At 38.1% G+C, this 22,057-nt stretch carries 21 protein-coding genes; 13 read left to right on the top strand and 8 right to left on the bottom strand.

The annotated features are described in order from the left end of the window. From JHD79_RS19730 to JHD79_RS19755, 7 genes are all read left to right on the top strand, one after another. On the top strand, positions 1–1,070 hold a 1,070-nt coding region (locus JHD79_RS19730; protein WP_199121078.1), incomplete at its 5' end, for a TROVE domain-containing protein. A gap of 707 nt (positions 1,071–1,777) precedes the next feature. Continuing rightward, on the top strand, positions 1,778–2,539 hold the full coding sequence (locus tag JHD79_RS19735; RefSeq protein ID WP_199121079.1) for a nucleotidyltransferase domain-containing protein: 762 nt from the start codon (positions 1,778–1,780) through the stop codon (positions 2,537–2,539). Continuing rightward, on the top strand, positions 2,529–3,584 hold the full coding sequence (locus tag JHD79_RS19740) for a DNA polymerase beta superfamily protein (protein WP_199121080.1): 1,056 nt from the start codon (positions 2,529–2,531) through the stop codon (positions 3,582–3,584). The genes JHD79_RS19735 and JHD79_RS19740 overlap by 11 nt, the downstream gene beginning before the upstream one ends. A 9-nt stretch (positions 3,585–3,593) precedes the next feature. After that, a complete protein-coding gene (locus JHD79_RS23030) occupies positions 3,594–3,722 on the top strand; it encodes a hypothetical protein (RefSeq protein ID WP_255533956.1) in 129 nt (42 codons plus the stop codon). Then, a complete protein-coding gene (locus JHD79_RS19745; protein WP_233164801.1) occupies positions 3,723–5,018 on the top strand; it encodes an RtcB family protein in 1,296 nt (431 codons plus the stop codon). A 298-nt stretch (positions 5,019–5,316) separates the two neighbouring features. After that, positions 5,317–6,045: an RluA family pseudouridine synthase gene (locus JHD79_RS19750; RefSeq protein ID WP_199121081.1), complete on the top strand. Its 729-nt coding sequence runs from the start codon at positions 5,317–5,319 to the stop codon at positions 6,043–6,045. A gap of 20 nt (positions 6,046–6,065) precedes the next feature. Next, a complete protein-coding gene (locus tag JHD79_RS19755; RefSeq protein WP_199121082.1) occupies positions 6,066–7,853 on the top strand; it encodes a chloride channel protein in 1,788 nt (595 codons plus the stop codon). Positions 7,854–7,937: 84 nt separating this feature from the next. Here the strand turns inward: JHD79_RS19755 and JHD79_RS19760 are convergent, their stop codons facing one another. The 5 genes from JHD79_RS19760 to JHD79_RS19780 all read right to left on the bottom strand — a co-directional run bounded on the left by JHD79_RS19760 (position 7,938) and on the right by JHD79_RS19780 (position 13,496). Further along, positions 7,938–9,338, bottom strand: coding sequence for a sigma-54 dependent transcriptional regulator (locus tag JHD79_RS19760; protein WP_199121083.1), 1,401 nt, complete (start codon positions 9,336–9,338; stop codon positions 7,938–7,940). A gap of 148 nt (positions 9,339–9,486) precedes the next feature. After that, on the bottom strand, positions 9,487–10,149 hold the full coding sequence (locus JHD79_RS19765) for a YdeI family protein (RefSeq protein WP_199121084.1): 663 nt from the start codon (positions 10,147–10,149) through the stop codon (positions 9,487–9,489). A 98-nt stretch (positions 10,150–10,247) separates the two neighbouring features. Then, the gene (locus JHD79_RS19770; RefSeq protein ID WP_199121085.1) at positions 10,248–11,588 is read right to left on the bottom strand and encodes an OmpA family protein; all 1,341 of its coding nucleotides are present in this window, start codon (positions 11,586–11,588) and stop codon (positions 10,248–10,250) included. A gap of 197 nt (positions 11,589–11,785) precedes the next feature. Then, positions 11,786–12,316 carry an RNA methyltransferase gene (locus JHD79_RS19775; RefSeq protein WP_199121086.1) on the bottom strand — a complete coding sequence of 177 codons (531 nt, stop codon included), beginning with the start codon at positions 12,314–12,316 and terminating at the stop codon, positions 11,786–11,788. A 28-nt stretch (positions 12,317–12,344) separates the two neighbouring features. Further along, positions 12,345–13,496 (bottom strand): galactokinase, encoded by a 1,152-nt coding sequence (locus JHD79_RS19780; RefSeq protein ID WP_199121087.1) that lies wholly within the window; start codon positions 13,494–13,496, stop codon positions 12,345–12,347. Between the two features lie 166 nt (positions 13,497–13,662). On the opposite strand from JHD79_RS19780, the gene JHD79_RS19785 reads away from it, so the two are divergent. The 5 genes from JHD79_RS19785 (at position 13,663) to JHD79_RS19805 (ending at position 18,143) form a co-directional block, all read left to right on the top strand. Next, the gene (locus JHD79_RS19785) at positions 13,663–14,715 is read left to right on the top strand and encodes an aldose epimerase family protein (RefSeq protein WP_199121088.1); all 1,053 of its coding nucleotides are present in this window, start codon (positions 13,663–13,665) and stop codon (positions 14,713–14,715) included. An 88-nt stretch (positions 14,716–14,803) separates the two neighbouring features. Continuing rightward, positions 14,804–15,193: a DUF1398 domain-containing protein gene (locus tag JHD79_RS19790; RefSeq protein ID WP_199121089.1), complete on the top strand. Its 390-nt coding sequence runs from the start codon at positions 14,804–14,806 to the stop codon at positions 15,191–15,193. A gap of 36 nt (positions 15,194–15,229) precedes the next feature. After that, positions 15,230–16,432, top strand: coding sequence for a glycosyltransferase family 87 protein (locus JHD79_RS19795; protein WP_370583363.1), 1,203 nt, complete (start codon positions 15,230–15,232; stop codon positions 16,430–16,432). Beyond that, positions 16,429–17,361 (top strand): glycosyltransferase family 2 protein, encoded by a 933-nt coding sequence (locus tag JHD79_RS19800; RefSeq protein WP_199121090.1) that lies wholly within the window; start codon positions 16,429–16,431, stop codon positions 17,359–17,361. The genes JHD79_RS19795 and JHD79_RS19800 overlap by 4 nt, the downstream gene beginning before the upstream one ends. A 5-nt stretch (positions 17,362–17,366) precedes the next feature. After that, positions 17,367–18,143 carry a polysaccharide deacetylase family protein gene (locus tag JHD79_RS19805; RefSeq protein ID WP_199121091.1) on the top strand — a complete coding sequence of 259 codons (777 nt, stop codon included), beginning with the start codon at positions 17,367–17,369 and terminating at the stop codon, positions 18,141–18,143. Here JHD79_RS19805 and JHD79_RS19810 read toward each other — a convergent pair. From JHD79_RS19810 to JHD79_RS19820, 3 genes are all read right to left on the bottom strand, one after another. Then, positions 18,133–18,627, bottom strand: a complete 495-nt coding sequence (locus JHD79_RS19810; protein WP_199121092.1) for a GtrA family protein — start codon at positions 18,625–18,627, stop codon at positions 18,133–18,135. The two genes, JHD79_RS19805 and JHD79_RS19810, sit on opposite strands and share 11 nt — an antisense overlap. A 4-nt stretch (positions 18,628–18,631) precedes the next feature. Next, the gene (locus tag JHD79_RS19815) at positions 18,632–19,501 is read right to left on the bottom strand and encodes a nucleoside phosphorylase (protein ID WP_199121093.1); all 870 of its coding nucleotides are present in this window, start codon (positions 19,499–19,501) and stop codon (positions 18,632–18,634) included. A gap of 241 nt (positions 19,502–19,742) precedes the next feature. Continuing rightward, on the bottom strand, positions 19,743–20,594 hold the full coding sequence (locus tag JHD79_RS19820; RefSeq protein ID WP_199121094.1) for a glycoside hydrolase family 25 protein: 852 nt from the start codon (positions 20,592–20,594) through the stop codon (positions 19,743–19,745). A gap of 211 nt (positions 20,595–20,805) precedes the next feature. Here JHD79_RS19820 and cas9 point away from each other — a divergent pair. Beyond that, the coding region (cas9, locus tag JHD79_RS19825; RefSeq protein WP_199121095.1) for a type II CRISPR RNA-guided endonuclease Cas9 at positions 20,806–22,057 on the top strand (1,252 nt) is incomplete at its 3' end.

Consider the following 22,057-nt stretch of genomic DNA (forward strand, 5'->3'; position numbering starts at 1 on the left):
GATTTGATGAGTATCAATTTGCTAAATATAATAGAAACACGGATATCAAATTAAAGGATGCTTTATTTTTGGTACATCCTAAAGCAAAAGACGAAGGCCAGCAAATTATTTTTAACAAAATAGCGGCTGATAAATTGGCCACACCTTATACTTGGGAAACTGAACTTTCTGCATTAGGTAAAACAAAATTTGAGAACGATGCAGCGAGATCTTTTGCTTTTACAAAAAAATGGGAAGAATTAATTGATAGCAAAAAACTTGGCTATATGGCTTTGATGAGAAATCTTAGAAATATTTTAGCGGCCAATGTTTCTGCAAAACATATTGAAATGGTTTGTGCTTATTTGGCTAATGAAAAAGCGATTTTAAAATCGAAACAACTTCCGTTTAGATTTCTATCAGCTTACAGAGAGCTTAAATCAATGAAGTCGGGCTTTACATCTGTAATCTTAGATGCACTGGAAGATGCCGTGATGTGCAGCGCAAAGAATATAAAGGGGTTTGGCTTTGATACTTCGGTAGTAATAGCTTGTGATGTTTCGGGCTCAATGCAACAACCAATTTCAGCAAAAAGCACGGTATTATTATATGATATCGGTTTAATGTTAGCTATGTTGCTACAGTCTCAATGCAAAGACGTAACCACAGGCATGTTTGGCGACACCTATAAAGTAATCAACATGCCTAAAAGAAATGTTTTAGCAAATGTAATGGAGTATTACAGAAGAGAAGGTGAAGTGGGTTATGCTACCAATGGATATCTGGTGATCGAAGATTTAGTTCAGAAAAGAAAGATTGTCGATAAGGTAATGATATTTACCGATACCCAAATGTGGAACAGCAATAGCACGAATAGCTCGTTTGTAAAATCATGGGCCAGTTATAAAAGAATTGCTCCACAAGCTAAGCTTTATTTGTTTGACTTGGCAGGTTATGGTAAACAGCCAATAGATGTTAAACAAAATGATGTTTACCTTTTAGCAGGATGGTCTGATAAAATATTCGATATACTTTCGGGTATGGAAAATACAGTATCTGCCATTGAGAAAATTAATCAGATAGAAATATAAACCCATCCCACAGCAAAATGGCTGTGGGATATTAAAAAGCATTGATAGCATAAGCAAGTGTCGTAGATAAGAGTTACTTCGCAGTCCAAATGCCCGTGTCACAGGTTCGAATCCTGTCTCTAGCAATAGAGTAGCTCAGTGGTAGAGCAGGAAAATGTCTCTTTTCGTTATTAACCTTGCTTTATTAAAATATTAGATAAGTGTCGTAGAAAAAAGTTACTTCGATTCCAAGCCCGAGATGTAAGTGTGAGCCCTACTTTCGATTATTCGAGATGGTTTAAATAAGAACGCGGGGAAAAATACTTTTATCGCCAATTACCTTATCTAACCATAAACGGAATGCCGTAGACAAGAGTTACTTCGTCACATTTGAGGGGGAGGAATAATGAAGTTGTAAAACCAGCAAGATTATCCGGTTCGATTCCGGCAACGACATGCCCCCGTAAACTTTTGTTGCTTTTTGCTTCCGGTTAAAAAAAATGAGATGCCGTTGGCAAGTGTTACTTCGATTGGTTGAATTCAAGTGCAGGTTCGAATCCTGCTAGTAAATATCCATTTGTCGATATTGCTCTCAAAAAATGAGTGCCGTAGTAAAGTGTTACTTCGTTTTCAATTGAATAAATACATTTTACGTTGATAGCCTCATTAATTAAATTTAGACACCCTCGGCAAGTGAACGATGCTTGTCGAGGATAGATTAAGAAAAAATGAAAACAGAAATAATAAATAAGCTAAAAGAAATTGAGCATACAAATGGGATAAAAATTCTTTTTGCTTGTGAATCTGGAAGTAGAGGATGGGAATTCCCTTCACCTGACAGCGATTACGATGTAAGGTTTGTTTATGTTAGGCCGCTCAATTTTTATCTTTCTGTAATGGATAAAGCTGACCATTTGAGTTTTCCTATAAATGATGAACTTGATATATATGGCTGGGATATTAAAAAAGTTTTAAAGCTGATACAAAAATCGAACACTACTCCATTTGAATGGTTGCAGTCGCCAATTATTTATCTTGAACAAGAGAATTTTAGAAATGAATTATGGACATTGTGTCAATCTTATTTCTACAGAAAAAATAATATCAATCATTACCTGGGCATTGCCACAGGGGCAATGGATACGATAAGCAATGGTGATGAAATTAATATAAAAAAACTATTTTATGTATTACGACCGCTGTTATCAGCTAAGTGGTGTTTAGAAAAAAACACCATTGCGCCTATGCAAATTGGTACTCTTTTAACTATAATCCCAGTAAGTTTACAAGATGTGATAAATAAGCTTATTGTATTAAAATCTACATCGGCTGAAGCATTTGTTATCAAGATAAATCCAGTGTTAAGAACTTACATAGCAGATGAATTTAATAGATGCAGTGATTCAGCCAAAGAATTGAATAAAGAAAGTTTTAATGCTGAGGAATTAGATAAGTTTTTTAAGCTTATAGTAATGAGATATGACCATTAAAGATTTAAAAGATAAAAATCTTCTATTATTTGAATGTTTAAGCGGTAGCAGGGCATATGGCTTGGATACTCCCGAATCAGATACTGACCTTAAAGGAGTGTATTATATGCCTAAAGAAAGCTTTTATGGATTAGGCTATATTCCTCAAATCAGCAATGAAACAAATGATGAAGTATATTATGAGATTGGGCGTTTTGTTGAATTATTGATTAAAAACAACCCAAACATAGTTGAGATTTTAGCATCGCCAGAAGATTGTATTTTATATAAACATCCTATCATGGAACAACTTACAATAGATATGGTTTTATCCAAATTATGTAAGGATACTTTTGGAGGATACGCATTGACGCAAATTAAGAAAGCCAAAGGATTAAAGAAGAAAATTGTAAATCCAATGCCAAAAACTAGAAAAACAATTTTAGATTTTTGTTATATAACAGAAGGTTATTCTTCTGTAAAAGCTAAAAAGTGGTTGACAAATAATAAACTCTCTCAAGCTAATTGTGGTCTTTCTAAAATGCCACATTCAAAAAGTTTGTATGCTTTGTTTCATAATCAGAAAATTCCATATAAAGGTATAATGAATAAAGAATTAGCTAACGATGTGTCTGTATCTTCTATTCCTGCTGGAGAAAAGGAATTGGCTTATTTGTTTTTTAACAAAGAAAGCTATTCATCGCATTGTAAAGAACATACAGAATATTGGGAATGGGTAGAAAAAAGAAACGACGAACGCTATAATCTAAATAAAAATCATGGACAAGATTATGATGCTAAAAACATGATGCATACAATTAGATTGCTACAAGTAGCATTAGAGATTATTAAAGATGGAAAGTTAAGCGTTAAACGACCTAATAGAGAAGAATTACTATGGGTAAAAAAAGGCGGGTTAACTTATGGAGAAGTTTTAAAAATGGCAGAAGAGCTGATGGATCAGATTGAAAAGGAAACTGCTTTAAGCAAACTTCCAAACAAACCAAACGGGAAAGAAATCGAAGCTATTTTGATAAAAATGAGAGCAGATTTATATGCTCATTAATTGAATAAAATGAAAACAGAAATAACAGGTAAGACCCTAAAAACATTAGGTTATACCGAAGGGAAAATATTAGGCTTGGCTTTAGGGATCTTAAATGAAAATTTTGAGGGAATAGCAGAAAAAGAGCTTTTGGCTTAATTGGAAAAAGTAAGGAATTATCCGGAAAGTTTTTTAGATGATCCGATTTTAGGGATTTTGGCCAAGTCCATGATAGAAGAAGCCAATACAAAAATAGACGAGGTCATAGATCTGGTTGAAGGAACCGGCCACTATGCCATCTTTGGTGAAAATTATATTGAAGATGGCGCTAAAGATCAAATGAACATTGCGATGAAATTGCCAGTTACAGCCGCAGGAGCATTAATGCCAGATGCGCATCAAGGCTATGGTTTGCCTATTGGTGGTGTGTTGGCCATTAGAAATGCAATTATTCCTTATGGAGTTGGTGTGGATATTGGTTGTAGGATGGCACTAAGTATCTTCGATATTCCAGAAAAACATTACTTTGGGAAAGATGCCATGTACAAAAGAGAATTGCTCGCCTTTACGAGGTTTGGGGCTGGGAGAGAATTTAGGGGCTTAGAAAAAGCAGATCATGAGGTAATGGATAGCGAGGCTTTTAATTCTACACCATTTCTTAAGAATTTACACGGTAAGGCTTGGGCACAATTAGGTACTTCTGGAGGTGGAAATCACTTTGTGGAATGGGGGATTATTGAATTTGCTGAAAGGGACGAGGTTTTAAACATTGATAAAGGCAGATATGTAGCTTTGTTGACACACTCTGGTTCAAGAGGTTTAGGTGCTACCATTGCTGGTCACTATACCAAAGTAGCAAAGGAGATTTGTAAGTTGCCTAAAGAGGCTATTAATCTTGCCTACTTGGATTTGAACTCGGCCGAAGGGCAAGAGTATTGGATTGCCATGAATTTGGCTGGCAATTACGCTTCTGCTTGTCATGAGGTGATTCATAAAAGATTAACCAAAGCCATTGGTGCTAAAGTTTTAGCTAAAGTAGAAAACCACCATAATTTTGCTTGGAAAGAATTATTAAATGGCGAAGAAGTTATCGTTCACAGAAAAGGAGCAACGCCAGCAGGCAAAGGAGTGATGGGGATTATTCCGGGAAGTATGACTGCACCAGGTTTTCTGGTTAGCGGCAAAGGAGAGGCTTCTTCCATCAACTCTGCTTCACATGGTGCTGGTAGATTGATGAGCAGAACTAAAGCGATCCAAAGTATCACTAAATCTGATATGAAAGCGATTTTGAAAGACCACGGTGTTACCTTAATTGGCGCTGGATTAGACGAAGCACCAATGGCCTACAAAGATATCCATCAAGTAATGGCTGCACAAACCGAATTGGTAGATGTGGTTGCCAAGTTCGAGCCTAAAATGGTTAGGATGGCAGATGATGGAAGTAGGGAGGATTAATGAATAAAAAAAAGTAGGTGGCAGCTTAGACTACCTACTTTCCTAACCTGTCATCAGGAGTGCAGCCTGTATGGAATTATCGGTAGCGAAGGAATGGTATAGATCGTTTGCTCAGCATAGATTCCTCTCCGATAAATCGGAGTAGGCTCTATCGTCGGAATGAGAGAAGTATATAGAAAAGAAACGGGTTGGGATCATAGAACTGTTAAATAAAAACCATTTCACTATTTCAAATCTCAAACAAGTGCCCTAAAATCATAAATCATTTGTATTTTTACAGCTTAAAGCAATTATTCATTTGAAATACCCAAATTTTAAAGACCTTATACTTTTTGAAAACGATGACTATATCGTTGTTAATAAACCGCCATTTGTAGCCTCGCTCGATGAACGTGGGGCAGCTGGTGCAGGAGAGATCAATATTTTACGTTTGGCTAAACAATATATAGAAGACGCCCAGATTTGTCATCGTTTAGACAAGGAAACTTCTGGGGCCATGGTTATCGCTAAAAATCCAGAGGCCTATCGTTCGCTGTCCATGCAGTTTGAAAGACGTAAGGTCAATAAGATATATCACGCCGTAGTAGATGGCCAGTTCCAATTTGATAACTTGTTTGTGGATCTGCCCATCCTGAACGATGGAAATAAAAATGTGACCATTGATAGACAGGAAGGGAAACGTGCAGAAACCTATTTCAATTCGCTAAAGTACTATAAACACTATACTTTGGTAGCATGCAAGCCTGTAACAGGGCGCATGCACCAAATCCGTATCCACTTGGCCACACAACGTGCAGCCATATGTGGTGATAGCATGTACAGGGGGAAACCTGTTTTCCTATCCAATATTAAGCGAGGTTATCGTTTATCTAAAGATGAGGAAGAACAGCCCATTATGAAAAGATTTGCCCTACATGCCAAGCAGATTACGTTCAAGGGATTAGATGGGCAGGAAATAATGGTCGAAGCTCCATATCCCAAAGATTTTGCCACTTTGCTGAAGTTGTTGGATAGGTTCGATGCCTAAATTATTCTTAATATAGCCATATGTATTTGAGGTTAGTCAATTTTGTAGATCAAGTTAATCAATATAGGAGAAGCAAAATTTCTAATCGTAATTTTCTGGTCATTGCGGCGGTACTGGTAGGGGTATTGGCCGGACTGGCAGCCTCTTTGCTCAAAACGCTCACCCACCATATTGAAGCTTTTCTTCAAACGGACCTCCATTGGGAATATAAATATTACCTGTATCTATTTTTTCCCTTGATCGGGATCTTGCTATCGGTACTGTATGTACAAAGGTTTATTCGTAAGGGCAAGTTTGAGACTGGGTTAACCCCCTTACTTTATACCATTTCCAAAAAATCGAGCCATGTAGAAACGCATAACAGTTATTCCCAAATTATTACGGCGGCGCTAACCGTTGGGTTTGGCGGCTCTACCGGACTGGAAGCACCTATTGTAACCAGTGGAGCCTCCATTGGTTCTACCATAGGCAGATTTTTAGGACTTAGCTATAGGGAAACCACGCTTTTGTTGGCCTGCGGAGCAGCAGGTGGAATTGCAGGGGCCTTTAACAGCCCTATAGCAGGTATAGTGTTTGCCGTGGAAATTTTATTGCCAGAGTTTACTATTCCAGCATTTATACCTTTATTGTTGTCGGCAGCTACCGCTTCGGTAGTGGCCCGATTTTTTTACAGTGAGCAATTGTTCTATCTGGTTACCGAAGGCTGGCAAACCAAGGCGTTAGGCTTTTATGTAATACTTGCCATATGGATAGGCTTATATTCCATCTATTTTGGAAAGGCAAATGCGGCAATTAAAGGTTTTTTCTATAAGATTAAACATCCTTACAAAAAGGTAGTGCTGGGGGGCTTGGCCCTAGGGGCACTCGTGTTTTTATTCCCAACCCTGTATGGTGAGGGTTATATCACCATTAAAAATCTATTGAAAGGAGATTATATGGCCGTGATCAGCAATAGTATATTCACAAATTATAGTACATTACCTTGGGTTATTATTGTGTTTACCATTGTTACAGTATTTGCCAAATCGGTAGCTACCCTGGTTACCTTGGCGGCTGGTGGGAATGGTGGTGTATTTGCACCAAGCCTGATCATTGGTGGATTAATAGGATTTATTCTGGCATTTAGCGTTAATACCTTAGGCATAGCTCAGGTAAATGTGGCCAATTTTATTGTGGCCGGAATGGCTGCTGCCCTGGGTTCCATTATGCATGCCCCTTTAACAGGTATTTTCCTCATTGCAGAAATAACGGGGGGATATGTGCTCATGATTCCGTTGATGATCACTACGGCTATAGCTTATCTGATCAATAGAAGTGTGAATAAATATTCCATCTACACCAAGCCTTTGGCAGAAAAGGGAGAACTCTCACATCATGAAGATAAGGATACTACGGTATTGAACATGATGAAATTAAGGTTTTTGGTGGAAAAAGATTATCTGGTTTTAAAACAGGATGATGTGCTCAACACCAAAATGTTGGCCATTCTACAGTCTAAACGTAATGTTTTTCCGATAACGGGAGAAGACGGGGAATTTAAGGGAATACTGTATATGGAAGATCTTTTAAAGCAACTAATGGAGCCATCAGATGCGGAATTGAAAGCCAATGACCTGATGCAGGTGCCCTTACAGGTGATTAAACTGGATAGCGATTTAAAGCAGACATTGCAACAGATGGAGATGGAGAATGCTTGGATTTTGCCAGTGGTAGACACACAGGGGAACTATGTGGGCATGATTTCCAAAACAACTATTTTTAATAAATATAGGGCCATGTTGAGAAGGCAGGCAGATTACCTATCTTAAGTATTGTAGAAGAGCAGTCAGTCTTATTTAAAGTTATACGTATCAAAATTATATTCAATACGTATAACTCAAGTTAAATCTCATTTATTCTGCTCTCTTTAAGCCAAATTTTTCAATTTTGCTGTAAAGGTGACTGCGTTGAATATCAATATCGTCGGCAGTTTTGGATACATTCCAATTGTTCTTTTCTAATTTGAACTTAATGTATTTCTTCTCTGCATAATCCTTGTAATCTTGGAAACTGGTAAACTTATCATAATCCAAACCATTGCCCTGTTGGGCCGATGCCAAAATGCTGCTACTGGCAGCGCCGATATTTGTTCCTCCGGTAGGGTTGGCAAATGCAATCACATCATTTTCGGTGATGGTTTTATCACTCAGGATGATCAAACGTTCGATCATGTTCCTTAATTCACGTACGTTACCCGTCCAAGGTAATTGTTTAAGGGCATTCATGGCGTTATCACCAATTTTTTTAACCGGCATGCCATATTCCCCGCAAATTTCTTCCAAAAAACTTTGGGCAATTACGGGAATGTCATCAATACGCTCTGTTAAATGCGGTACATGAATATTGATAACGTTTAGTCTATGGTACAAGTCCATCCTGAAATTACCTTCTTCAATTTCCTTCAACAGATCTTTGTTGGTCGCAGCAATTACCCGCACATTTACATCCAGCTCTTTTTCACCTCCTACACGGGTAATTTTGTGTTCTTGTAAGGCCCGGAGTACCTTGGCCTGTGCCGACATGCTCATGTCACCAATTTCATCAAGAAATAGGGTGCCTCCATTGGCCAGTTCAAACTTTCCGATACGTTGTTTTACCGCAGAAGTAAAAGATCCCTTTTCATGTCCAAAAAGTTCACTTTCAATTAATTCTGATGGAATGGCTGCACAATTTACTTCTATGAGCTGTCCATCAGAGCGATTCGATTTCTCATGCAGCCAACGGGCCACCAACTCCTTACCGCTACCATTTGCTCCGGTAATGAGTACACGTGCTTCGGTTGGGGCCACACGATCAATGGTTTCCTTTATTCTGGTGATGGTATCCGATACGCCAAGGATATCACGGGTTTTGCTAACCCTTCTCTTTAATACCTTGGTTTCGGAGACCAAAGATCCCCGGTCTAAACCATTTCTTACCGTAATCAGTAAACGATTGAGGTCTGGTGGTTTGGAAATAAAATCAAATGCACCTTTTTTACTGGCCTCAACGGCAGTTTCTACGGTGCCGTGTCCAGAGATCATGATAAATGGCAGGTCTGGTTTTATGCCCAAAGCAGTTTCCAGTACTTCCATACCATCCATTTTATTCATTTTAATGTCGCAAAGAACCAAATCGTAATTGTTCTTTTTGATCATCTCTAATCCATCGATGCCATTATCAACATCATCAACTTCATAGTTTTCGTATTCGAGAATTTCGCGAAGGGTACTTCTTATTGCTCGCTCATCATCAATAATTAACAGTTTTGACATATGGTTTGTAGGTGTTTCAATGCGAATATATTATTTTTTGCCTAATGTATAGTTTTTATATAATGGTGTGCGCCATAAAGCAACAGATGCACATAAATTAGAACAGTATTTACCTTATTAGATTCAAAAAACGATATAATGCATATAATTATTTTTCAGTTGGGTTTTTCTTTTTTTCCAAAAGCTTCGTGATCATTTTATCTATGCGGTCTAGTCTTGTCTTTTCCTGTTTGGCTGTTAAGATCCATAAAACATATTCTTTTTGATGTGAATAGGCAAGTTTCTGGTAGAAATCTAAAGCTTCGGGCTTTTTTGCTAAAACATCTTTTAAATAGTTGGGCAGTTTAACGACTTTGTTAACCACATCGATATAATCGCCATATTCGTTCTTGGTAATTTCTGCATTGCCAACACCCGATTTTTTCTGGTGGCCCATGGGCTTAACCCTGATGGCTGTCCATATATCGTTGATGGCTGCAGAGGCACAAGGTGCCAGGTCGAAAAGCTTAAGGTCATCCCAAGATTGCATCAGGTTTAAGTCGGCAGCTAAGACGCTTTTAGCTTTAGGGTATAAGATCCATACAATAGATTGCTCATTAATATTACCTATAATGGCTTTCAAAGTAGATAACATTTCAGCTTTGGTGATAGAGAATACCAAATAGGCATTGCAATGGTCCTGCATTTGGTAGCTAAGGCTAATGTTGGCAGGAATTTGGTTGAAAATGGAGGCCACCTGAGGTGGGGCATTCCAAACCGCTACCTTAAAACCGGGTTTGATCTGTAGTTTCTTGAACAATAAATTTTCCATTATCGTAGTCTAAGTCTAAAATTGAGATGCAAACTTAAGCAATGTTATCAAACCAAAAAGCCCCGAATGTTCGGGGCTTTTGGTCAATTTTTTATGGATTAGAAAAGAGTAAATTCTACACGACGGTTTTGTTGACGACCTGCTGCCGTTTTGTTGGTAGCAATTGGTTGATCAGGACCATAACCTGTAGCTTCGATACGGGATGCATTTGCACCTTGCGATACCAAGTAAGCTTTTACCGATTCTGCTCTTTCTTTAGATAAACGTAGGTTTAATTCTCTTGAACCAGTGATATCTGTATGTCCAGCTAATTTTAAGCTAAAGTCTTTTTCTACCAATAAAGCAGCTACTTTATTTAAGGTGGTATAAGATTTAGCACGGATGGTTGATTTACCCAAATCAAATTCTAGGTTTTTGATCGCTTCATCCACTACTTTACGATCAGCCTCTGTAACCACTACTTTGGTTTCTTTGATGATCTGAGGTTTTGGAACTACTAAAGGACAACCTGCACCATCCACCACAGTACCAGCTGGTGTATTCGGACATTTATCGAATTTGTTAGCTACACCATCATTATCATCATCGGCCATATCTTTGGCATATTGCTCTCTATCTCTTTGTGCATTTTGTTCTGCAGTAGATAAGGCTCTTCTCAATTCTTCACTTTCTTCTTTAGATTGCATACGTAATGCAGCTAATGAACTGTAGTTTTGAAGTTGTGGTTTACCTTTTCCACCGAAAGCAAATTCTATACCTGCGTGGGCATAAGTAAATTTATCATTAGTGGCTCCGTTTAAACCATCAAACTTAGCTGATTTTACAAAGTTTACATCATAACCAAAATCTAAGTTAAGTCCTTTGGAAACACCTAATTTGAAACCAATTCCGGTAGGTATGAACCAATTTTCCATGTAACTTTGGTTGTTTTGGGCAGAACCAACATGGTAATCTGCTCCTGATGACATGTATCCGGCACCAGCTTTAACGTAAGGGATAAGTACTCCATTTTCGTTATTGATGTTGATGTTGGCAATGTTATAAACCGCAGTTAAGGCACCTGACCACTGGATGTGGGTTTTAAAGCCCGAATTTAACGTGTAGGTAGGATCTCCATTAACATCTACCCCTGAAAGTGATCTTAAACCTTCTACCTTACCTGCCAAGAATTCGGCCTGTATACCCAAAGATGGTAAGATTTGCTTTTTGATGTAACCACCATAGCCTACATTTTCTTTAGCGGTTTGGAAATTCCTGAATTTTCCGTCGAATAATGTTCTAGGCGTTAAAGCTCCTCCATGTAAACCTATAGACCATGTTCTAAATTGCTGAGTAGAAAAACGGGCCCCATTTGCGGATGGCGTTTCTTGAGCCATCACTGACGTTGACAGACCTGCTAAGGCTATCAAAAACGCAGATTTTGTAATTTTTAAATTCATTTTTTATTATTCTTAAAGTGGATGTTCTGTAAATAGGATTTCTTAACCTATTTGATCATCTTCTTCGAAAAACCTTGCCAAATGATACTTTTTTGTTACAAAATGCAAATTGTCAGCACTTTAAGCCTATAGATTGGCTTTTAGGCAATAATTTTTTTGTATAGAATACTGTATATTATACTGTACAGTTAGACCAGTTATAGCCGCATTTTAGCAAAAAAATCCCAAAGTACTATACCTGCCGATATCACAATATTAAAGGAATGTTTAGTTCCAAATTGGGGTATTTCTATGCAATCATCAATAAGCTGCATCGCTTCATCACTTACTCCATTTACCTCATTTCCGAAGATAAGGGCATATTTTTTTTTTAGCATAGGCTGGTAGGTATTGAGCATGGTGCTATTTTCCGCTTGCTCAACAGCAAGGATAGTATATCCTTCGCTACGGTATTTTTCTATGGCTGCTAAAGTATCAGCCATATATTCCCAATCTACAGAGCTGGTTGCACCCAATGCGGTTTTTTCTATTTCCCTATGTGGCGGTTGTGCGGTAATGCCACATAGCACTACTTTTTCTACCGAAAAGCCATCAGCCGTTCTGAAAACAGAACCCACATTATGCATGCTCCGTACATTATCAAGTATAATAACTACCGGTAGTTTATCTTGTGCTTTAAATTCGTGAATGTCTACACGATTTAATTCATCTAGCTTTAATTTTCTCATTTTCTCTTAATTGGCGGTATTGATGATATTAAAGTTTGGTAGGTCCATTACCTATATCATGAATATAAATGGCTGCCGGATACCCAATTTTTGCTATATAATCATCGGTAAGGTATTTTGCGAAATCCTCCTCATATCCTTTTTTCAGCAGGGCAATTGCACAGCCTCCAAAGCCGGCTCCGGTCATGCGGGCACCAATTACATGTGGATAGCTGGCACAGAAGTCTACTACGGCATCAAGCTCTTTTCCAGTTACTTCATATAGTTCTTTTAAGGATTGATGGGAAGCGTACATTAAACGGCCAAATGCCATAAGGTCGCCGCTGTTTAATGCCTTTGCGGCTAGATTAACCCTGTCATTTTCTTTTACCACATGGGTAGCCCTTTTTAATATTACTTCATCGGTAATGAGGTGGCTATGCAGGGCGAATTTTTCACTGTTGAGTTCGCACAGGTAATTGATGCTGATTTCCTTGCGCAGTGCTGTTAGGGCCTGGCTACATTCTTCTACACGTTCATTATATTTCGATTCGGAAAGTTCTCTGTGCTTATTGGTATTGATAATAGCCAAAACATAGTCGCCAAGGTTGCAATCTATTACTTTGTATTTTAAGCTGTCGCAATTTAAAACCAGCGCTTTGTCTTTTTCTCCAAAAGCTATGGCAAATTGATCCATAATACCGGAATTTACCCCAATAAATTCATTTTCTACTTTTTTGGAAAGTTTTACCAGGGTGAGCTGGTCATGTCCAAGTTGATGGTAATCATTCAGGGCAAAGGCCGTGAGGACTTCTATGGAAGCAGAAGAGGATAGGCCAGAACCTATTGGAATGTTTCCATAGTAGAATAAGTCTAAGCCTTTTGCCTTCCAATCCATGTTTTGCAATTCATTAAAAATGCCAAGAGGATAGTTATACCATTCCCTATCTGTTTTGGTATAGCTTTGTTGTAAAGGAAATTCTTTATATTCTTCGAAATTTGCACTGGCAAATCTAATCAGCCCATCGTTATTAGGGGCCATCAGGAGCCATGTACCTGCAGTAATGGCACAGGGCATAACCAAGCCACCATTATAATCAATATGTTCGCCAATTAAATTTACTCTACCTGGAGCGAAATAAGTGTTTTCCGGATTTTTATTATATCTATGCTTAAAAAGTTCAAATAATTGTGAAGTCATCTTTAGGTAGTATATGATCTATATTTTAGCTAATATTGTAAGTTGTCAAAATGGATGGCTAAGATACAATTAATGTAGGCTACCGTAAATAAAAAAGAAAAGATAACCCCCGATGAGCACCCCCTTTCCAAGGGTATTTCATCACTTTTAAAAAGAATATAAACCAATGAACATCAAACAAGAGCAAACAGGTATTTTTATTGACGGTAAGGAAGTGATTTCTGTAGAACTTAGCAATAGTAAAGGTACCTACGTTAAAATTTTCAACTATGGCACCATCATTAACAAATTTGTAGTAACCAACGCCAAAGGCATACCACAGGATATTGTTTTGGGTTTCGATAAATTTGAAGATTACCTCAGTGAAGATTATCTGGCCAATTATCCCTATTTGGGCGCAATTATAGGACGTTATGCCAATAGGGTTAAAAATGGTCAATTTGAGTTAGATGAAATAGCTTATCAATTGGCCAAAAACAATGGTGATGATTGCCTGCATGGAGGAATTAATGGCTTCGACAAAAAAATATGGGATATTGTTGCCCTGAGCGAATCGCCAATACCTTCGGTTACTTTCCAGTATTTTAGCTTAGATGGGGAAGAGGGTTTCTCTGGAGACCTGGCTGTACAGTTAAGGTTTGATCTGACCGACAATAACGAACTGATCTTGACCTATCAGGCCGATACGGATGAAGCTACCCCTATAAACCTTACCCACCATAGTTATTTTAATCTTTCTGTTCATGGAGGCAACGTTAAAACGCACTTCCACCAAATGAATGCTTCGCATTGGTTGGAGCAGGACGGAAATTTTGTAGTTACAGGGAAACTTATTCCGGTAGCTGACACTTTTCATGATTTTAGGAAAGGAAAGCTGATTGGAGAGAACTGGAACGAAGAGCAGGGATATGATCAGACCTATGTGTTGGATAAGAGCTACGGAGAGCTTACACTGGCCAGTAAAACGACTGAGGCTTCTAGTGGATTAAGCCTGTCCATATTCACTACAGAACCGGTAGCCCATCTATACACGGCCAAATACCTGGATGTGAAACATGGAAAAGGAGGGAAGCATTATCAACCTTTTGATGCTTTTTGTGTAGAAACGCAACATCACCCCAATGCTGTTAATATTCCAGATTTCCCCTCTACCATTTTGCGGCCAGACGATATTTATCACCAGACGACCATTTATAAAGTGTCTATAAACGAGCTATAGGCTTTGATACATTTGCCAAAAGTATACCTGTTTGTGTTGCTTTAGGGGATTACAAATATCAAGGTTAATTATCCTTAAATTTAAAGTTATGTTTACTATAGAGCAGATTAAGCAAGAAGAAAATAACGTAAAATCTGGAGCTGATTTTCCTGGTTTTATAAGCAGTTTGGCCAAATTGGGCATCATTAGAAATGATGTGTATGTGATCAATGGCCTTTCCGTTTATTTTGGAGAAGATGGCAGTGTAGTGGAATCTGCTCCTGTATATGAAGAATTAATTATTGAAGAAAAATCATCGGCAGTAGCCCTTAAAGATGCCCTAAAAATACACCAGGCAGGTGAAACGGATTATATAACCTTTTGTAGACAGGCTGCTGCTGCTGGTGTTGAAAAGTGGGTAACAGACTTGACAGAAAAAACTGTAGTCTATTTTGATACCGAGGGACATGAATTGGTCAAGGAACGCCTTCATCAATAATGCACCAGTCTTAAATCTTTCCTTAAACCTTATCTCGTGTTATATCTTCAATCGCTCATCAGTCCAGCCTTTTTGGCCAAGCTAAAAAAACTCGTCAACAATCAACGGTTTATTGTTGGGGTATGGGTTCTGCTTGCGCTTATTGCCTGTTTTAAGCAGTATTCAAAGGGTTCTTATAACAATTACCTCATTTTTAAGCATGTTTACCTTCATGCCTTAGATCGTCTTAACTTATATACGGCTTATCCCGAAGCCTATATGGATACAAATCATTATGGGCCATTCTTTTCCATATTGATCGCACCTTTTGCCATTTTGCCAGATTATCTGGGTACATTGCTATGGCAATTGGCCAATACGCTGTTTCTCTATTTTGCCATTAGGCAGTTGCCCATATCTACCTCCAAGATCAATGCTGTTTATTGGATCGTAGCCCATGAACTATTGACTGCTCTTTTTAGTTTCCAGTTCAATATTTCTATAGCTGCAATAATTGTTCTGGCTTTTGCCTTTATAGAGCGCAAGAAAAACTTTTGGGCAGCCATGGTGATTATGTTGGGTACTTTTGTCAAATTATATGGCATTGTAGGACTGGCCTTTTTCTTTTTTGTAAAGAATAAATGGAATTTTATAGGCAGCTGTCTGTTTTGGGCCATTACATTTTTGGTTTTGCCCATGTTGTTCTTTTCGCCAAGCTATATTTTACAGTGCTATCAAGATTGGTATGCTTCATTAGCTGAAAAACAACAACTAAATGCCAGTTTAACTTCTATGCAGGATATTTCTGTAATGGGCATGGTAAGAAGAATGACAGGTGATATTTCTATACCTAATTTACCTTTCTTGGCAATTGGGCTATTGTTCTTTTGTGTACCCTACCTTAGGATTAGTGCTTATAAGGACTTAACTTTCAGGCTGCTTTTATTGGCATCTACATTAATTTTTGCCGTCATTTTTAGCAATTCATCCGAATCGCCAACCTATGTCATTGCCTTTTTGGGTGTTGCCATTTGGTTTATGGTGCAAGAGCGTCCAGTGGCTGCTTGGGCTATTGCCTTGTTTGTGTTCGCCTTATTACTGACCAGTTTTTCTCCTTCAGATTTATTCCCCAAATTTGTAAGAGAAAATTACATTAAACCCTATTCATTAAAAGCACTACCCTGTGTAATGATATGGTTGGTAATTTCTTACCAATTAACTTTTAGAAAATTTGACCAAATGAATTCAACAACGCAATGAGCAAGCTAGTATCTATTGTTATCCCCGCACATAACGAGGAAGAAAATGTGGTAGTTATCATTAACAGGATTAAACAAGTTTTCGAAAAGCTACCTTATGCCTATGAAATTATTATTGTAGATGACGGCTGTAAGGATTCGACCTTGCTTATTGTTAAACAACTGGCCGCAGAAAACCATCATATCTTTTATATTGAGCTTTCGAGGAATTTTGGACATCAGCCCGCGTTAAAAGCCGGATTGGACCATGCCAAGGGAGATTGTGTGATTTCTCTGGATGCTGACCTGCAACATCCACCCGAGCTATTTGTGGAAATGTTGGCCAAGTGGGAGGAAGGTTATGATGTAGTGTATACCAGAAGGCAAGAAGATATGAGCCTTTCCATGAGGAAAAGAAAAACATCGGTCTATTTTTATAAGCTGTTAAATTCGCTATCCGATACCGAAATTGAACCAGGCACAGCCGATTTTAGGTTGATGGATCGGAAAGTGGTAGATATTTTTAAGGAATTTAAAGAAAATGATCTCTTTATAAGGGGGATGGTCAAATGGTTGGGATTTACCCAATTTGCAATAGATTATATGCCCAGTAAAAGATTTGCCGGATCCAGTAAGTATAACCTAAGTAAAATGAGAAAGCTGGCTGTTCATGGCGTGACTTCTTTAAGTGTTAAGCCTTTACATACTGCCGTTTATTTGGGTTTCTTTATCTCGTTGCTTTCTTTACTGTATGTGCCCTATGTGGCCTATGCCTATTTCTTTGCCAAACATGTAAATGGTTGGGCCTCCCTAATTGTTACGGTAGCCTTTTTCGGAGGACTTCAGCTGATTATATTGGGCATTATAGGCATATATATCGGTAAAATGTTCATGCAAAGTAAAAACCGACCCACTTATATTATCCGTTCTACCAACATAAAAAGAGACTAAGACCAATGGTATTATTGAGTTTTGATATTGAGGAATTTGATATGCCATTTGAATATGGTAAGGAAATTTCATTTGAAGACCAGATACAGATTTCTATACAGGGTTCTCATGCTATTCTTGACCTATTGGCCAAGTATCAAATTGCGGCCACTTTTTTTTCGACGGCCACTTTTGCCATTCATGCACCCGAAATTATAGAGAGGATCAGAGAGGAAGGCCATGAATTGGCCTCACATACCTATTACCATTCCAAGTTCGAACCAAAAGACCTATTGGCCTCCAAACAAAAACTGGAAGCATTGTTTGGCGCAGAAGTTTATGGCTTTAGGATGCCCAGAATGATGCCCGTAAGTGAAGCGGAAATAGAACAGGCAGGTTATGTCTATAATAGCTCTATTAATCCTACCTTTTTACCGGGTCGCTATAACAACCTACATATTCCAAGAACCTATTTTAAGCAGGGAAGTGTTTGGCAATTGCCGGCATCAGTAAGCCCTATTTTTCGTATTCCCTTGTTTTGGCTGTCGTTTCATAACTTTCCGCTATGGTATTATAAACACCTGTTTAATAAGGCCTACCAAAAAGACGGTTATATCAATATCTATTTCCATCCATGGGAATTTACCAATCTTGAAAATAAAGAGCGATTTGGTTTCCCAGGCTATGTCAGTAAAAATTCGGGCGTGAAGATGATCGATAGGATGGATCAGCTTATGTTGTGGATCAGGCAAAAAAACTTGCCTACCAGTACCATCATCAATTTCATCAATTCTATTTCTTAATGGTTTTAAAAGTGAAATAGGTTTGGCAGAAATAACTATATAGCGAAAGTAGGACGATGATAAAAGCTTGCGAGGGCGTAGCCCAGAACTTGAAATAGCCCACCAGTAAATGCAAAAGGGAATAGTCAAACAAGATACTGGATAGGGTAATGCTGGCATACCTGACCAATTGTATATGGCCCTGCAGGTTAGACTGCTGGAATACAATATACTTGTTTAAAAAGAACCCCAGGGGAAAGCTGATGAAAAGTGCCAAGATATAGGCTGCAATGTATCGGGTAACCGAGAAGCCTAATAGGTTTACAACGTTATTTTTGAAAATAAAATTATAGCCTAAATAGAATATAAGAAGGTTGAGCACAGCATTACTACCGCCACAGGCAGCATACCTGAAGGTTTGTAAGGGAATAAATTTTCTAAAAGGTGGATGGAAAAAATCAATGAAGGATAAGATCAGCTTTCTAATTCTTTCTAACTTTTTCATTGGGTTAACTGATTAACCTTTCCAATACTATTTTTATCGCTTTTTCTACAATTTCGTTCGGTCGACTGCTAAACTCATACTTTACCCTACTGGCCAATATGGCATTTATAGATAGGGCTTTATGTCCAAGCGTTTTGGCCAGGGCATAAATGCCTGCGGTTTCCATCTCTAAATTGGTAATTCTATGTTCGCCCTGTTTAAAACTGTTCAGTTGTCCTATAAAATCGGCAATGGCATTCTTGGCCCTAACCTGTCTGCCCTGTGGGGCATAAAAGCCGGGAGCAGTGGCGGTGATCCCCTTTGCCATGTCTTTGCCAATCGTTTGCAATAAGCCTTGATCGGCCGCAGTAAGGTAGGGACTAATGCCTTTTAGGTTTGAAAAATTAGATTTTATGGAATCCAATAAACTATGCTCATCGCCCGAAAGCTCTTGTTGGTAATATTGCATGAGGGAATCAAAACCCAACCCAAAACTGGAAGCCAATATAGTACCCATGGGAATATCGGGCTGTATGGCGCCAGAAGTGCCTATTCTGATGATGTTTAATGATTTTAGCTCGTTTTTAATGGTCCTGCTTTCAAAATCAATGTTCACCAGGGCATCCAACTCATTAAATACAATGTCAATATTATCTGTTCCAATGCCAGTAGAGATCACCGTAATGCGCTTTTTGCCCAGATAACCGGTATGTGTAATAAATTCCCGTTTGCCCTTTTTGACCTCTATCCGATCAAAATGCTTGCTCACTTCGGGTACCCTGTCCAAATCGCCGACGGTAATTACCGTGTCGGCAATATCTTCGGGCAAGAGGTTAAGGTGGTAAATGCTGCCATCGGGATTAATGATCAAGTCTGCTTTGGATAGTTGTTGCATAACCTTAATATTTGATTGAAAAACAAACTTATCAAAAAAAATGATTAAAGGCTAGTTTTAATGCGTCTTGTAGCTTGTCTATTATCGCTCAGTTAAGAGATTTAGGTTAAGGCTAAGGTGCTAACCATATCAGCCATTTGTTTTTCAACCGCCCGAGACATTTCAGATGACCTTAGGTGTTCTTGGCTTGCCGAAGTGGTAAAATAATTAGACTTCGTTTACTGAATTTGTAAGTCTTTTGTTAGGGATTTCGCATTTGCTCAAACTGGATGCTGTCGCCATTGAAGGCATTGAAATCAACTACATGGCCTATACCGTTAATCTTCGCTTTGTCCGAATGTTGCCAAAATTTCCAGCGTCTACTGGCCAGCCTTAGTTGGGGCTGATAATAATGGGCCACCCAAAAAGGATATTCCTCAAAATGCGCTGCCAGATAATCCTCGTAAAACTTTAAGCCGGTATAAATCATCGGGCGAACTTTTGTTTTTCTTTCCACTTCGTTGAGGAAATCTGAAAGTTCAGCCCTCATTTTTAGGGGAGAAACCCCATCTAAGCTCTCTATATCTACCACAGGAGGCAGATCTCCCTTTTCGATATGGACCACCTGCAAAAAGAATTTGGCTTGTGCCTTACCGTTCTTTTGGGGCCTGAAGAAATGGTAGGCACCGCAGACAATACCAACTTTGGGTGCCTCACGCCAATTGCGCTGAAAATAGGGATCGACCAGTAAAAGACCTTCTGTAGCCTTGATAAAGGCAAATCGAATACTTACCTCATCTTCTTTCATTTGTTTAACCTGCTGCCAGTTGATCTTGCCCTGGTAGTAGGAAACATCTATGCCATGAATGGAATACTTCTTGGGAATTTTGATGTTAAAGCTTTCATAGGTGCGGTAATTGGGATCTTGGCCCCAATCTTTTACCCAACGCCAGGTGGCCACAAAACCTTTTAATACATAGCCATAATACAATGGAGAGAATAAAATCAACAATAGGCCTGCTATGGCCACCTTCCATGCCATAGGAAAAGGCTGCGATTTCTTTTTACGTATGCTGGGCTTTCTGTTAATGGTTTTTCTTTTGGCAGGGGGCATAGGTCTTGTTGAAGACACAAAGTTGTGAAAAAGGAAAGAAATAAAAAAAGCGAGTTGCCCCGCTTTGAATGTTTTCACAACGGAATAATCCTTATTGTGATTTGCTTTCAGCAACAAATATAGAATTTATTTTGATATACAAAATGAGGGAAACCGTAAATGGATATTCTTATTTATTCTTATTTTTATAAAAACCATCAAATTAAAAGCTATGAGTAAAAGAATTTTAGGACTTGACTTAGGAACGAATAGTATTGGCTGGGCATATGTAAGGGAAGCGGAAAATTCAAATGAAATATCTTCTATAGAAAAAATAGGGGTAAGAGTGAATCCTTTGACAGTTGACGAGCAAACTAACTTTGAAAAAGGAAAACCTATTACTACAAATGCGAATAGAACACTTGCGCGTTCGGCAAGAAGAAATTTGCAGAGATATAAGCTTAGAAGAGCAAATTTAATAGCAGTATTAAAAGCTAATAACTGGATTGATGAAGATACATTATTAGCAGAAAATGGTAATAAATCTACTTTTGAAACCTATTTTCTGAGATCAAGCGCTGCTTCAAAACAAATATCTTTGGTGAATTTTGCCAGAGTGCTTTTAATGTTAAATAAAAAGCGTGGTTATAAAAGTAGTAGAAAAGTTAACAATGCAGAAGAAGGGACTTTAATTGACGGAATGGAAATTGCCAAACAGTTGTACCATGATAATTTAACTCCAGGTCAATTTGTATATCAACTTTTAAAGAATAATAAAAGAAGTATCCCAGATTTTTATCGTTCTGACTTAGAAAATGAACTTGATAAAGTTTGGGCGTTTCAAAAACAATTCTATCCGGAAATATTAACTGATGAATTTAGAAAAGCAATAACTGGTAAAGGACAACGGGCAACAGCTGCCTTATTTTGGGTTACCTATCAATTTAATACTGCGGAAAATAAAGCCAAGTCTAGAGATGAGAAGAAATTACAAGCCTACAAATGGCGGGCAAGTGCCTTAACTGAGCAACTTACAAAAGAAGAAGTGGCTTATGTAGTTACAGAAATTAATAATAATATCAATAATTCTAGTGGTTACCTCGGAGCAATTAGTGATAGGAGTAAAGAACTTTACTTCAATAAACAAACAGTAGGTGAATATTTATATCAACAATTAAGAGACAACCCACACACCCGGCTGAAAAGCCAGGTTTTTTATAGGCAGGATTATTTAGATGAATTTGAAAAACTTTGGCAGGTACAATCTAGTTTTCATGATCAATTAACGGATGAATTAAAAAAAGAAATTAGAGACATCATCATATTTTATCAGCGTAAACTTAAATCTCAAAAAAGCTTAGTGAGTATATGTGAATTTGAACAACGTGAGCTTAAAACCAATGAAAATAAGACTAAGTTAGTTGGTTTAAGGGTTACGCCTAAGTCATCACCTCTTTTTCAAGAATTTAAGATTTGGCAAATAT

This window comes from Pedobacter sp. ASV28 (assembly GCF_016428855.1).
Lineage (GTDB): Bacteria > Bacteroidota > Bacteroidia > Sphingobacteriales > Sphingobacteriaceae > Pedobacter.